Origin of the sequence: Kitasatospora sp. NPDC048296 (assembly GCF_043201815.1) — a bacterium.
Classification (GTDB): Bacteria; Actinomycetota; Actinomycetes; order Streptomycetales; family Streptomycetaceae; genus Kitasatospora.
The window spans coordinates 1-13,433 of the sequence record NZ_JBICZB010000124.1 but is presented as its reverse complement, the minus strand read 5'-3'; the positions used below and the strand labels follow the sequence as shown (position 1 = coordinate 13,433).

7 protein-coding genes and 2 pseudogenes are annotated in these 13,433 nt (G+C 70.2%); 3 read left to right on the top strand and 6 right to left on the bottom strand.

Annotation, left to right across the window (positions count from 1 at the left end; genetic code table 11):
- Positions 1-928: 928 nt before the first annotated feature.
- A complete protein-coding gene (locus tag ACGF12_RS36965; RefSeq protein WP_393040502.1) occupies positions 929-3,958 on the bottom strand; it encodes a TIM-barrel domain-containing protein in 3,030 nt (1,009 codons plus the stop codon).
- On the opposite strand from ACGF12_RS36965, the gene ACGF12_RS36960 reads away from it, so the two are divergent.
- A complete protein-coding gene (locus tag ACGF12_RS36960; RefSeq protein ID WP_393040508.1) occupies positions 3,876-4,136 on the top strand; it encodes a hypothetical protein in 261 nt (86 codons plus the stop codon). The two genes, ACGF12_RS36965 and ACGF12_RS36960, sit on opposite strands and share 83 nt — an antisense overlap.
- Positions 4,137-5,078: 942 nt before the next feature.
- Here the strand turns inward: ACGF12_RS36960 and ACGF12_RS36955 are convergent.
- Together ACGF12_RS36955 and ACGF12_RS36950 are read right to left on the bottom strand one after the other, a co-directional pair.
- Positions 5,079-5,570, bottom strand: coding sequence for a hypothetical protein (locus ACGF12_RS36955; RefSeq protein WP_393040505.1), 492 nt, complete (start codon positions 5,568-5,570; stop codon positions 5,079-5,081).
- A 571-nt stretch (positions 5,571-6,141) separates the two neighbouring features.
- Positions 6,142-6,441 (bottom strand): annotated as a pseudogene (locus tag ACGF12_RS36950) (helix-turn-helix domain-containing protein); the annotation flags it as partial.
- Between the two features lie 365 nt (positions 6,442-6,806).
- Between ACGF12_RS36950 and ACGF12_RS36945 the strand changes: the two are divergent.
- Complete coding sequence (locus ACGF12_RS36945; RefSeq protein ID WP_393040499.1) at positions 6,807-8,906, top strand: SpoIIE family protein phosphatase; 2,100 nt, start codon at positions 6,807-6,809, stop codon at positions 8,904-8,906.
- 112 nt (positions 8,907-9,018) lie between these two features.
- On the opposite strand, the gene nagA is transcribed toward ACGF12_RS36945, so the two are convergent.
- On the bottom strand, positions 9,019-10,209 hold the full coding sequence (gene nagA, locus ACGF12_RS36940; RefSeq protein ID WP_393040496.1) for an N-acetylglucosamine-6-phosphate deacetylase: 1,191 nt from the start codon (positions 10,207-10,209) through the stop codon (positions 9,019-9,021).
- A gap of 140 nt (positions 10,210-10,349) precedes the next feature.
- On the opposite strand from nagA, the gene ACGF12_RS36935 reads away from it, so the two are divergent.
- Positions 10,350-11,108, top strand: a complete 759-nt coding sequence (locus ACGF12_RS36935; RefSeq protein WP_393040493.1) for a DeoR/GlpR family DNA-binding transcription regulator — start codon at positions 10,350-10,352, stop codon at positions 11,106-11,108.
- A 78-nt stretch (positions 11,109-11,186) separates the two neighbouring features.
- On the opposite strand, the gene ACGF12_RS36930 is transcribed toward ACGF12_RS36935, so the two are convergent.
- On the bottom strand, positions 11,187-13,247 hold the full coding sequence (locus ACGF12_RS36930; RefSeq protein WP_393040490.1) for a phosphocholine-specific phospholipase C: 2,061 nt from the start codon (positions 13,245-13,247) through the stop codon (positions 11,187-11,189).
- 60 nt (positions 13,248-13,307) lie between these two features.
- A pseudogene (locus tag ACGF12_RS36925) lies at positions 13,308-13,433 on the bottom strand (carbohydrate ABC transporter permease); the annotation flags it as partial.

Below are 13,433 nucleotides of genomic sequence, written 5' to 3'. Positions count from 1 at the left end.
GCACAACCGACAACGACTGAACACGACCAACGAGACCACTCAGTGGCCCACGATTGAACCGTCCAGACTGGCACCAGATTGGGCCGCCGCCGACAAAGCCACTATGCGGCAATCATTACTGGTCAGTCGAGTATCGCCAGCCCACACCTACGAAACAGCGCACCACCCCGGAATCCCGCCCTGCAAACTGGCCACGCAGCTCAATTGCGTTGATGGTCAGGCCGCGGGCAGTCTCCAAATACCCCAGCGATGCCGCGGCGAAAGGTGCTGTCGTCGGCCTACCGCTGCTGGAGTCACCGGCCACCCTTCCGGGCGGCGAACTCGCGAAGGCCAATGCTGCGCGATCAAGCGGGCCTACCCACCATCCGCCCACCGTGATCATCCTCGCGGCGTGTCTCCGGGCGCGTGTCCCGGCCAGTCGATCTTGCTGTGCTCCACGCCCCGCCCCGCACGCTCTGCCGGCACGCCCGCTGTCCCGGCAACTCTGGACTGGCCGTCACGACTTGGTTCGAGGAGGAGTCCCATGGCGCAGCGTCCCAGGCGTGGTCGGGTGTATCGGCGGTGTGGGTGCAAGGACGGAAGCAGTGGGAAGCAGTTGGGTTCGCGGTGTCCGCGGCTGGCCGCCGATGCCGGTCACGGCCGGTGGTCGTATGCGGTGGATCTGGCATCGGAGGACGGCAAGCGGAGAACTCGGCGGCGGGGCGGGTTCGCGAGCCGGGTGGAAATACCCGGTTGCTGATCGGCCGCTTCCGAGCCGCTGGTGCGAGTGCGGTCGCGGGAGGCGTGGTGTGCCCCTGAAACCGCGGGACGGGCACGCCGACCGGAAGGCCGCCGAGCCCGTCGGCGTAGCCCGGATGTGCCGACAGCCCGGCCGGAGGATATCCGGCCGGGCTGTCAGGGTGGTTGGCCGTGCTGAGCGGCTGGGGGATCAGCTCACGGTGACGTCGTCGAAGAGCGTGTACGTCGGATCGTCGGCGTAGTCGTCGTCGTGCGAGGCGATCGTGAGCGTGTAGCCGTGTCCGGCAGTGAGAGCCGAACTGACCTGGACCCAGCCGGAGTTCGCACTGCAGGTCTTGGGCAGCACCGTGGTGGTGGTGTTGGTCGTCGTGTCCTTGAGGGTGGCCGTCGCCCAGTCGTAGGCGACGGTGTCCGGGCACACGTTGTCGTACCAGAACGACAGCGTGCCGCCGCTACCGGCCGTGAAGGTCTGCGTGATCGAGCTGTCACCGTTGGTCGGTGTCGTGGCCCCGACCTGTGCGGCGTACGTGCCGGAGTGTGCACCGGACGCCACGACCGACGCCGTTCCGGTGGTGGTCCACCCCGTCAAACTCCCGCTCTCGAAGCCGCCGTTGGTAATGGGACTGCTGCCGCCTCCGGACGTGGCCGGGGTGCCGGTCGCGCTGATCTCCGCCGCGCTGGTCCAGGGCCCGCGGTTGCCGGCCTCGGTCAGTGCGCGCAGTCGCAGGTAGCGGCCTGGCTTCGCGGCGAAGGTGGCCGTCTTCTCGGCCTCGGTGTCGGCGAACGTCCCGGTGGCCACGGGCGTGCCCCAACTCGTGGTGGAGTCGGAGACGTAGACCTCGTACTGGCCGATGCGGCCGTTGACGCCGCCGTCCTGCCTCGGCAGGTAGCGGAAGCTGTCGACGTTGTACCGCGCGCCCAGGTCGATCTGGATCTCGTGGGGCAGCGCCGCCGGGGTGCCGGTGGAGTAGGCGGTGTGCCACATCGTGCCGGTGTTGCCGTCGAAGGCGTTGGTGGCGGCGTCGTTCTCGGCGGACGTCTCCTGGCTGTCGGCGTACGCCAGCTTCCACGCGGTCTTGTCCAGATCGGCCGACCCGCCGGTGCTGGTGCCCGGGGAGGGCAGGGTCGCCCCGGCCAGGGTGACCGCGAAGGCGCCGGCCTGGTTGCCGGCCTTGACCCACAGCACGCCGCCGCGGTCGGCCGGGTCGAAGAACCAGCCGGTGGCCGCCGCGTCGTACGCGGCCTTGGACGAGAGCTGGGTCAGCGCCGTCGAGCCCAGGCTGACGGTGCTCGGTGCGCCGCTCAGGTGGACCGTGAACTCGTAGCCGCGGGAGTCCGGCTTGCCGGAGTAGGATCCGGTGCTGGCGCCGACGTTCACCGTGACAGTGCCCGTGCCCGAGGCCGGCGCGGCCACAGTGACCTGCTGGGTGGCGAACGCGCCGTTCTGGTAGGCGCGGGTGATGCCGTCGTCCTCGTAGAGGTTGAACGAGGAGTTCCCCGCCGGGTACAGGTCGTAGGTCAGCGTCGACACCGGCTTCTCGCCGGTGTAGTTCATCTGCGGCCACATCGGCACGATGCCACCGCCCTTGACGAACACCGGCGTGGAATCCAGCGGCGCGGAGTAGCCGTTGAGCGTCGTCGGGCCCTGGTACACCTGCCCGGTCCAGTAGTCGGTCCAGGTACCGGCCGGCAGGTAGATGCCGTCGCGGGTGGTGCCGCTGGCGGTGACCGGCGCGACCAGGAAGGAGCCACCGGCCATGAACTCCGCGGAGGTGGCGTTGCCCTGGGCCACCGGGTCGTTCGGGTACTCCAGCACGAGGGCGCGCGTGGAGGGGACGCCGGTGGTGCTGGCGACCTGGCTCATCGTGTACAGGTACGGCATCAGCCGCATCTTGGTCTGCAGGGCCTTGCGGTTGGCCGACAGGTACGGCTCGGAGAACCGCCACGGCTCCTTGTCGGTGTAGCCCGTGCTCGGGTTGGTGTTGCCCCAGCCGGACATCGTCATGAACGCCGGGGTCCAGGCCTTCCACTCCAGGTCGCGGGTGAAGGTCTCCGGGCTGCCGCCGAAGATGCCGTCCACGTCGCCGGAGGCGTAGTTGAGCCCGGACAGCCCGGCGCCGACGACCGACGGCACGGTCCAGCCCATGGTCGGCCAGTCGCCGTTGGTGTCGCCGGTCCACACGATCGCGTTGCGCTGCGTGCCGGCCCAGCCGTCGACCGTCCAGACGAAGCGCCGCGCGTCGGAGTTGTTCTCGATCCCGGCCACGGCCTGGTTCACGCCGTCGAAGGCGCTCTGGTAGCCGCCCCCGATCCAGGCGACGTCGGTCTTGACCCCGCGCGAGCCGTCGACGCCGACCTCGGTGTTGATGTTGCTCAGGCCCGTTGAGGTCCACAGCCCGGTGTGGAAGCCGAGGGCGGACAGGCTGGAGACGCTCTGCTGCAGGTTGGTGTAGCTGCAGCCGTAGCCGTCGTTCGGCAGGATCCAGCCGGACGGCATGTTGGCGTTGCGGGCGTCCTGCGCGTAGCCGACCACGTCGGGCGTCGTCTGGTGGCGAAGGCGTGAATGGTCGCCGGTGTAAGCGGAGTTGGAGGCGTTCCAGCAGTCCGCGTTGCCCAGCTCAAGTCCCCACTGCGGGGCGAGGAACGGCTTGCCGGTGACGTCGGTGTAGGCGCCCAGGACGCCCTTGAGCGAGTCGGCGACGAAGTAGTAGGCGTCGAACCGGTTCTCATTCTCGGTCGTGGCGACCGGGCTGGTGAACGCGTAGGAGCCGGGTGCCCACGTGTTGCGCAGCACGCCGTAGCCGTTGGAGGACATGTAGAACGGCGCCGGACTGGCGTTGCTGTTCTGCTGCCACTGGTTGTCGATCGAGATCGGCACCGTCGTGCCGCGCAGCGCCCAGGGCCCCAGGCGCAGCCCCGTGCCGTAGTACTGCTCGGTGGCGCCCTGACTCAGGTGCTGCGTGGTCTGCGAGGTGGTCCAGGAGATCGGCGAGGACTCCTGCCACAGCAGCGTGCCGTCCGGCCGGTACGCTGCGAACGTCAACGGGGATTTGTACGCGCGCAGCGTCACCGCGCTGGTACTGATCTGGTAGTACGTTCCGGCGTCGGAGGTCGTCACGGTCGGGGTCGGGAACGCCGTGTTCACTGTGATCTCGGACCCGACCGGGTCGGTGAACGTCCCGGTCGGCCCGAGCCAGATCCGGAAGATGTCGGGCCGCACGAACACTACCCGGATCGCTGCCCCCGATGAGGTGGAGATCGTCGAGGTCGCGGCGGACTGGCTGAACCCGGTGATGTTCCCGGCCGTGCTCGTCGAGGCCGCCGATCCGGCCGGCGCCGCGCCGACCAGTGCCGAGGCCGCCAGTGCGGCGGCGGCGCCGAAGCGCAGGAGGCGGTGACTCCGGTTGGCGGGCCTGACTCTGATGGAGCGCAGGCCGGTTGCGAGCAGCCTTGTTCGAAGGCTGCCTCTCGCATGCTGCATGCGGGATCCTCTCACGGAGCGTGATGTGGGTGGCCGGCGCGGCGGCCCGCGGCTACTGCGGCCCGAGAGCCCCGGCCTACGTGGGGGTGCGGTGCGAGGGGTGTGCTGTGCGGATGCGGCGCGAGGCCCCGTCAGGGCCAGGACGGCGACAGATGTAGCCCGATTGAGCACACGGATTGCACCGCACATATTCGATTGTGTCAATAACTGGCTATCTTTGAGCAGAAATGAGCATTGAGAGCATGAGTGCCGAGCATGACGGCGGCCAGACCGCGACAGGGGTGGCGCGGGTGGGCAGCGCGCAGCGAGCCGCTGTGGGCGGTGAGTTGGTGGCACGGAGCAACGGGGCCCGCCGGTCGACTCTGTCGCTCATTTCGCTGCGGGATGGTAGTCGGGTTCGGGTGATCATTGCCGGGTCACCTCCGGGTTGTGCGGCCCGGGAGGGGTGGTGCTCGGTGCCGATGCGGCCCCAGGAGTTGCCGGAGGTTCCCGCGATGACAGCGGCGGTGGCCGCGGCGGCGTGAAGGTGCCGAGAATGCTGTCACCCGCGCTGAGCTGTGGCTTCAGGGTCACGATGCGATCACGTGGAAGGTGTTCGCGGCGTCGTTGACGCACGGTTGAGAATCCAAGGCCCAGGCCCAAGGGGTCCTCGCCGTCGACGTCCTCCACATGGACACCGTGTTCCTCAGGCGGCTGTCCGTCCTCTTCTTCACCGAGCACGGCACCCGGCGGGTACACATCGCCGGCGTCACCCGGCACGTCACCGCCGAATGGGCGACCCAGCAGGCCCGTGATCTCGTGACGAGCCCCAACAACCTGCGCACCACCGGCATCCGGTACCTGCTCCGCGACAACGCGGCTACTTCACCGAAGCATTCGACGCGATCTTCACCGCCGTCGGCGCCCGCGCAATGCCCATCCTGCGCGGCGTACCCAGGATGAACGTGATCGCCGAGCGCTGGGTCGGATCCTGCGGGCGCGAGGCCACCGATCGCACGGGGACCGCCCGCTCCACCAGCGTAGGCACGTCGAGACGGCGGAGCGCTTCGGTGACAGCCTCGCCCGCCTCGACGGCAGTGAGCCGGCGTTCGAGCGTGGCGGCGTCCGGACGGAACCCGGCCTCCTTGACCAGCAGGGCCTCGATCACCGGGGCGAGCGGTTCGCCGTGGGCGGGCACGGGCAGCGGCTGGTCGCAGACGGCGACCAGGGCCTGCCACACCGAGTCACGCCGTGCCGGATTGTCGCCCTCGACGCACACGTAGAGCGTCATGCCCAGGGACCACAGGTCGGAGGCCGGCCCGCCCGCCTGGCCCCGGGTCCGTTCCGGGGCCATGTACTCCGGCGAGCCGATGATGACGCCGGGAGCGGTGAGAGTGTGCGAACCGGATCCCGAAGTCCGTCAGCACGGCCGCGCTGTCCGACACAGCCAGCAGGGTCAACTCTCCTGCGCCGGGAATGTCCCGCATCGGTGAATCGGCTCGTGAAGGGCAGTGTAACCGAGGCGGGGTTCCGGCGTCTCCTCTGTGCTCCCCTCTCGGGTCTGTGCTCCCCTCTCGGGCGCCCTCCGGCACCACCGCTCCGCAGTGCTCGAAATGGCGGGCGACCGCAGTGGAGGAATCCATGTCGGTCGACGTCGCCTCCAAGGCACGTTCACTGCTTCCGGACGGGCGGCCCAGCGGGCACGTCGGGTGGGATGCTCCCCGTCCGATCACGCAGGAGCCGGGTCTCCGGCATCGACACCTGCAAGCTTGAGGACCTATGTCAGACCGCTTCTCCGGCCCCCGGGACGCTCGCCGAACCTGCCATCGACATCACGGACCTGTACGCCTTCCCCGCCCGGAGGAGGCAGGCCGACTGGCTCTGGTGACGAACGTGTTCCCCACGGCCGCGTCAACCGCCCTGTTCTCCGACGCCGTCGAGTCCGGACGCAGCTCGCGAACCCGCTCACGCAAGATCGTCAGCCCGCGCTCCCGGCCGATCCGCTCCGCGATCACCGTCACGGGCATCGTCGGAGTCTGCTTCAGCAGTTCCCGGACCACTGGCTCCACCACGTCCACCACCGAGCCCTTCGGCGCCCGCCGGTAAACCGGCGGGCGGTCCGAGGCCAGCGCCCGCAGCACCGTACTTCGGGAAATCCCCAGCTGCCGGGCCACCGCCCGGGCCGACAGCCCCTCGCTCCGGTACAGCAGACGGATCTCAGCCCAGTCCTCCACGTGGATCACCCTCGCTTCCTCCTGACTCCAGACCAGTGAAGTCAGGATGATCAAGAGATCCGAGTGCGGCCCGCTTTTGATTTGCCGTCCGTGGCCCTCATTTCAGGTTCTGGATCACTTTCCGGAAAGTGATCCAGAACCTCATTTCACCCGTTGCCGAGAGACGGCCGGCGGAACGCTCTGCCCGGGGCACCGACCGTGCCGTCCACCGGGCACTGCCGCCGGGCGGGACCGGTGATGCCGTGGGCATCATGGAGGCGGGGCGGCTGCAGGTTGCCCCGTGTGAGGCCGTGAGTCCTTCGCGATCAGCCCTTCGGTACTCGTGAGGCGTGTGTATGGAGATCCCATCGTCGGGAGAAGGTACAAGCCCCGACATGCCCTCCCAGACGGACGAGGAGCTGCTGGCGTGCCTGTTCGAGCAGGCACCCATCGGTCTGGTGGTGTACGACACGCGCCTGCGTCTGGTGCGGGTCAGTGCGGCCGTGGAGCGGGTCAGCGGCATCCCGATCAGCCGACTACTCGGACGCCATGTCCGCGAGATTTACCCCGGGTCGGACGGAGAAGTGGTCGAGGAACGCCTGCGGTCCGTGCTGGCCGACGGCGTACCCCGGCGTACCGAGCACCGGATCCCCACGCCGGCCGACGCCGGCGGTGAGCGGGTGTGGGCCGGCACTACTTTCCGCATGACCGGTGCGAACGGAGAGGTGATCGGGGTCGGCTCCATCCTCGTCGACAAGACCTCGCGCACCCGTGCCCGGGAGCGGCTGACCCTGCTGAAGGAGGCCGGTGATCGGATCGGCTCGACCCTGGACGTGCGGCGGGCCGCCGAGGAGTTCGCCGAGATCGCCGTCCCGCAGCTGGCGGACTTCGTCGCCGTCGACCTGCTCGACGGCGTCGAGCGTGGCGAGGAGCCCAGGCCTGCGGGCGGTGCGCCCGCGCTGCGCCGGGCGGCGGTGCGGTCGGTGACCCCGCAGGCCCCGCAGTCGCTCCACCCGGTCGGCGCGACCGTGGCCTTCCACCCCGCCACCCCGCTGGCCCGCTGCCTGGCGTCTGGGGAGGCCCTGCTGATCAAGAGCACGGCCGGCTCGCTCGACTGGCCGGCCCACGATGCGGGGCGGGCGCAGCGGATCGCCGAGAGCGGTGTCCACTCGGTCGTCATCGTTCCGGTGAAGACGCGGGACCTCACCCTGGGCCTGGTCCACTTCTACCGCTGGCGCGCCTCGCGTCCCTTCGAGGACGACGACCTCAAACTCGCCCAGGAACTGGCGGCGCGGGCGGCCGTGTGCGTGGACAACGCCCGTCGCTACACCCGGGAGCGACATGCGGCCCTGGCCCTGCAGGACAGTGTGCTGCGGGAACCCGCGCCGGCACACGGTTCCCTGGCCACCGCGCACCGCTACCTGCCCGCCCGCACGGGGGCTGACGGCGACTGGTTCGACGTCATCGCCCTGCCCGGCGCCCGCACCGCCCTGGTCGTCGGCGACGTGCCCGGCCGCGGCATCGACGCCGTCGCCCGCGCCGGTCGCCTGCGCACCGCGGTGCGCACCCTGGCGGGCATGGGGCTATCGCCGGACGAGGTGCTCGCGCACCTGGACGACACCGTCTCGGGAGCGGCCGAGCCCGAGCACGACGCGCGCGAGCCCCTGGCGGCCATCGGCGCCACCTGCCTGTTCGCGATCTACGACCCGGTGACGGGGCGCTGCCAGATGGCCAGCGCCGGACATCCGGCACCGGCCGTCGCGCGGCCCGGACGGCCCGCCGTCTTCGCCGACATACCCACCGGGCCCCCGCTGGGCCTGGGTGGCCTGCCGTTCGAGACCGCCGACATCGACCTAGAGGCCGGCAGCATCCTGGCCCTGTTCACCAACGGCCTCGTCCAGCAACGTCCCATCGACCTCGATGCCGGTCTCGACCGGCTGCGCCTCGCCCTCGCCGGGGCCGCCGACGACCTCGAAGAGCTCGCCGATAGGACCGTGGACGCCACCCTCGCGGCGAGCTCCCCGGACGACGACGCCGTGCTGCTCCTGGCCCGCACCCGGGTCCTGACCGCCGACGACGTCGCCACCTGGGACCTGCCCTCGGACCCGGCTGTCGTATCGCAGGCCCGGGCCATGGCCAACCGCCAACTCCGGGAGTGGGACCTCACGGAGCTCGCTCTGGTCACCGAGCTGGTGGTCAGTGAACTGGTCACCAACGCGATCCGCTACGGTCGCAGCCCGATCCAACTGCGCCTCATCCGTGACCGCGTGCTGACCTGCGAGGTCTCCGACGGGTCCAGCACCTCACCGCACCTTCGGCTGGCCCGGGACACCGACGAGGGCGGCCGCGGACTGTTCATGATCGCCCAGTTGGTGGACGCCTGGGGCACCCGTTACGGTCCGACCGACAAGACCATCTGGGCCGAACAGGCCATCCGTCCCGCCGAGTTGAGCTCCCTGGGAGAGGCACTCATGGCGGCGGTGAAGCCGCTCTGACCTCGCTCCCCCGGCTCCGACCGGGGCGAAGCCCGTGGCCAGCCCCACTCGCTCGTCGTCCGCTGGAGTCCAGCCGCACCTCCTGGGCCGAAGCACGGCGGCGAGTTCGTCTTCAGTCAGCCGTGGAACCGCCGCTCGGCGCCACCGTGGTGAACAGGTCGTCGCCGCGGACCCACCGACCGCGGCGCATCACGGCGACCAGGTCGTAGGTGTCGGAGTCGAGCACGACCAGGTCGGCGAGCTTGCCGGCCTCCAGCGAGCCGATCGAGTCGGAGAGGCCGAGCAGGCGGGCCGGGGCGGCGGAGAGTGACTCCACGGCCTGGTTGACGGTCAGCCCGTGAACGACCATGGCACGGCGGAATACCTGATCGAGCGTGAGCGTGGAGCCTGCGATGGAGCTGCCGTCGGGGAGCATGGCGACGCCGTCCTTGACCTGGACCTGGAGGGGGCCGAGGGGGTAGAGGCCGTCGCCCATGCCTGCGGCGCCCATGGCGTCGGTGATCAGGGCGACCCGGCTCGCGCCGGCGGTGCGGTAGGCGAGGTCGAGGACGGAGGGGTGCAGGTGGACGCCGTCGTTGATCAGCTCGACGGTGACGCGCTCGTCCTCCAGCAGGGCGACGATGGGGCCGGGGGCGCGGTGGGCGATGCCGGGCATCGCGTTGAAGAGGTGGGTGGCGACGGTGGCGCCGGCGTCGATCGCCTCCAGGGTGGTGGCGTAGTCGGAGTCGGTGTGGCCGACGGCGGCGATGACGCCGAGGTCGGCGAGCATGCGTACGGAGTCGAGGCCGCCGGGGAGTTCGGGGGCGAGGGTGACCATCCTGGCGTGGCCGCGGGCGGCGTCGACGAGTTTGCGGACGAGGGCGGGGTCGGGCTCGCGCAGCAGGTCGGGGCGGTGGGCGCCGCAGCGGCCCGGGGAGATGAAGGGGCCCTCGAAGTGGATGCCGGCCAGGACGCCGTCCTCGACGAGTTCGGAGAGGACGTGGGCCTGGCGGGCGAGGTCGTCGATCTCGCCGGTGACGGTGGAGGCGACGGTGGTGGTGGTGCCGTGTTCGAGGTGGGTGCGGGCGGCGAGCAGGGCCTCCTCGGCGATGCCGGAGGCGTAGGAGGCGCCGCCGCCGCCGTGGACGTGCAGGTCGACGAAGCCGGGGACGACGGTGTGGCCGGTCAGGTCCAGGTCGCCAACCTCGGGCTCGCCGCTCGCGATGGCCGCGATCCGGTCGCCCTCGACGGCCAGGCGGTCACCCTCGACGCCGCCGGGCAGAACCAGCCGGGCACCGGCCAGCACGACACGGGAGGAGGACATGCAATCACCTGCTCAAATTTGATTGGTACATGACTCAATAAGCTTTTTCGCGCACAGTTCATTCTCGGCCCGGCACCCCCAGGGGAGCCCCCTGCCTGGTGATAGCACATACCGTGCGGGTCGAGGGCTACAATTCCGTCATGCTCAAAGCTGATCGCGCCGCCCGGATCCTGGCGCATGTCTCCGAGTCGGGCAGCGCAGATGTGCACGAGTTGGTCGAGTTGCTCCAGGTGTCGTCGGCCACCGTCCGCCGCGACCTGCAGGAACTCAACGACCAGGGCCTGCTGCTGCGCACCCGCGGCGGAGCCGTCACCGGTGCCGTCAACCTCGAACTGCCGCTGCGGCACAAGCACGGAAAGCGGCAGGCCGAGAAGCGGCGGATCGCCGTGGCGGCCGACCGGCTGGTGCCGGACGGCGCCGTCGTGGGTCTGACCGGCGGCACCACGACGAGCGAGCTGGCACGGCTGCTGGCCGAGCGCGGCGGGATCACCGTCGTGACCAACGCCGTCAACATCGCGGCCGACCTCATCGTCCGCCCGGACACCCGTCTGGTGGTGATCGGCGGCATCGCCCGGACCACGAGCTACGAGCTGGTCGGGCCGGCGGCCGAGCGGATGCTCTCGCAGTACCACCTGGACATCGCCTTCATCGGTGTGGACGGCCTGACCGCGGGCGAGGGCTGCACGACGCACGACGAGATGGAGGCGACCACGGACCGGGCCTTCCTCCGCAGCACGGCACGGGCCGTCGTCCTGGCGGACAGCAGCAAGGTGGGCCGGGTCACGTTCGCGAAGATCTGCCCGCTCTCGGACGTCCACGACCTGGTCACGGATGACGAGTTGACCAGCGCGCAGGAGCAGGACATCACCGCCACAGGGGTGCGGGTCCTGCGGGCCTGACCTGAGCCCGCCCGCGCACGGCGCTCGTACGGTCGCCCCGGGCACCCCACAGGCCCGGAGCGACCGCGGACAGGACGGTCAGTAGGTGGCGATGCCCGGGTCCGAGAGGCCCGGGGTGCCGGTCTCGACGTGGCCGGCGAGGCGGCGGACGAAGTCGGCGGTCGCGGTGGAGGTGACGGTCACGTCGTACCAGTTGCGGCAGGCGCTCGGGTCGACGGTGTACGGGACCGTGGCGCCCCGGCGGACCTTGAGGGTTTTCGGCGATCCTCCGTAGGCGTTGGTGACGGTGAGGATGGCGTCCACGCCGGCCGGGTTGGTGAAGGTCAGGTCGAGGTTGCCGGTGGCCGGGTTGTGGCGCGCGGTGACCTCGGGCTCCGCCGTCTTCCCGGGGTTGCGGAAGCGGCGCAGGAAGCCGTTCGGGCCGTGGACGGTCAGGTCCGTGACGCCCTTGGAGTATTCCGTGTTCCAGGTGTCCGAGATCGTCTTGCCCGCCTCCGTGGTGTACGTCCACGGGCCGTCGGTGCGGCCCGGCGACGTCACCAGGAACTGGGCGCCCGCCGACGCGCCCGCGCTGAAGGCGAGCCGGTACGTGCCGGTGCCGGTGTCAGCCGAACCGTCCACGTACGGCGCGTACTTGAGCGGGCGGGTGGGCTTGGCGCCCGGCTCCTGCTTCGGCATCGTGCCGGTGGCGGGTGGGGTGGGCACGTAGTCCGGGTGCCGGTTGTGGTCCTTCGGGAGGTAGGCGGCGGTGGAGGGCAGCCTGGCCGGCGCCGCGTTCGAGGCGGTGAAGTCGAAGGCGGAGGTCAGGTCGCCGCAGATGGCCCGCCGCCAGGGCGAGATGTTGGGCTCCTGTACGCCGAAGCGGCGCTCCATGAACCGGATGACCGAGGTGTGGTCGAAGGTCTCCGAGCAGGTGTACCCACCGGTGCTCCAGGGTGAGACGACCAGCATCGGCACCCGCTGGCCGAGACCGTACGGTCCGGCCGCGTAGTCGGCGTCGCCGTTGAAGTGGTCGGCGTCGGTCGCCACCGTCGACAGGCCCTGCGCGTCGGAGGAGGGCGGGAACGGCGGCACCACGTGGTCGAAGAAGCCGTCGTTCTCGTCGTAGGTGATGAACAGCGCGGTCCTGGCCCACGCGTCGGGGTTGGAGGTCAGCGCGTCCAGCACCTGCGAGACGTACCAGGCGCCGTAGTTCGCGGGCCAGTTGGGGTGCTCGGTGAACGCCTCCGGCGCGACGATCCAGGAGATCTGCGGCAGCGTGCCTGCCTGGACGTCGCGGCGCAGACGGTCGAACAGGCCGTCGCCCGCCTTGGCGTTGGTGCCGGTGCGGGCCTTGTCGTACAGCGGGTCTCCGGGCTGGGCGTTGCGGTAGTTGTTGAAGTAGAGCAGCGAGTTGTCGCCGTAGGTGCCGCGGTAGGCGTCGTCGATCCAGCCCCAGGAGCCGGCGGCGTCCAGGCCGTCGCCGATGTCCTGGTAGATCTTCCAGGAGATCCCGGCCTGCTCCAGCCGCTCGGGGTAGGTGGTCCAGCCGTACCCGGCCTCCTGGTTGCCGAGGACCGGGCCGCCGCCGGTGCCGTCGTTGCCGGTGTACCCCGTCCACAGGTAGTAGCGGTTCGGGTCGGTGGAGGACATGAGCGAGCAGTGGTAGGCGTCGCAGAGGGTGAACGCGTCGGCGAGCGCGTAGTGGAAGGGGATGTCCTGGCGGGTCAGGAAGGCCATGGTGGTGGCCGACTTGGCGGGGATCCACTGGTCGTACATGCCGTTGTTGAAGGCCTGGTGGCCGCCGGCCCAGTCGTGGTTGAGGTCCTGGATGAACTGCAGCCCCAGGTCGTTGACCCGCGGACGGAACGGCAGCACCTCCTTCTTCGCGCTGTCCGTCTGGTGCCACACGGACTTGCCGCTCGGCAGGGTGACCGGGCGGGGGTCGCCGAAGCCGCGGACGCCCTTCAGCGAACCGAAGTAGTGGTCGAAGGAACGGTTCTCCTGCATCAGCACGACGATGTGCTCGACGTCCTGGATGGTGCCGGTGCTCCCCTGCGGGGCGATGGACGCGGCCCGCGCGATGCTCTGCGACAGCGACGAGAACGCGACGGTGGCGCCGGCCAGTTGGAGGAAGCGGCGGCGGTTCAGCTCTGCCATGAACGACCTCTGTCTGTCACGAGGGTGGAGGGACAGTGCCCCGAGGGGAGCCGGACCGGGCTACTTGACGGAGCCGGCGGTGAGCCCGGAGACGACGTGGCGTTCGATCACCGCGAAGAGCACGACGACCGGCACGATGGCCACCAGCGAGGCGGCGAACACGTAGTTCCACTGCACGCTGTAGGC

Excerpts from the sequence above, each read along its gene's own strand:
- ACGF12_RS36930 (WP_393040490.1), bottom strand. The coding sequence starts at position 13,247 with ATGGCAGAGCTGAACCGCCGCCGCTTCCTCCAACTGGCCGGCGCCACC.
- ACGF12_RS36935 (WP_393040493.1), top strand. The coding sequence starts at position 10,350 with ATGCTCAAAGCTGATCGCGCCGCCCGGATCCTGGCGCATGTCTCCGAG.
- ACGF12_RS36945 (WP_393040499.1), top strand. The coding sequence starts at position 6,807 with ATGCCCTCCCAGACGGACGAGGAGCTGCTGGCGTGCCTGTTCGAGCAG.
- nagA (WP_393040496.1), bottom strand. The coding sequence starts at position 10,209 with ATGTCCTCCTCCCGTGTCGTGCTGGCCGGTGCCCGGCTGGTTCTGCCC.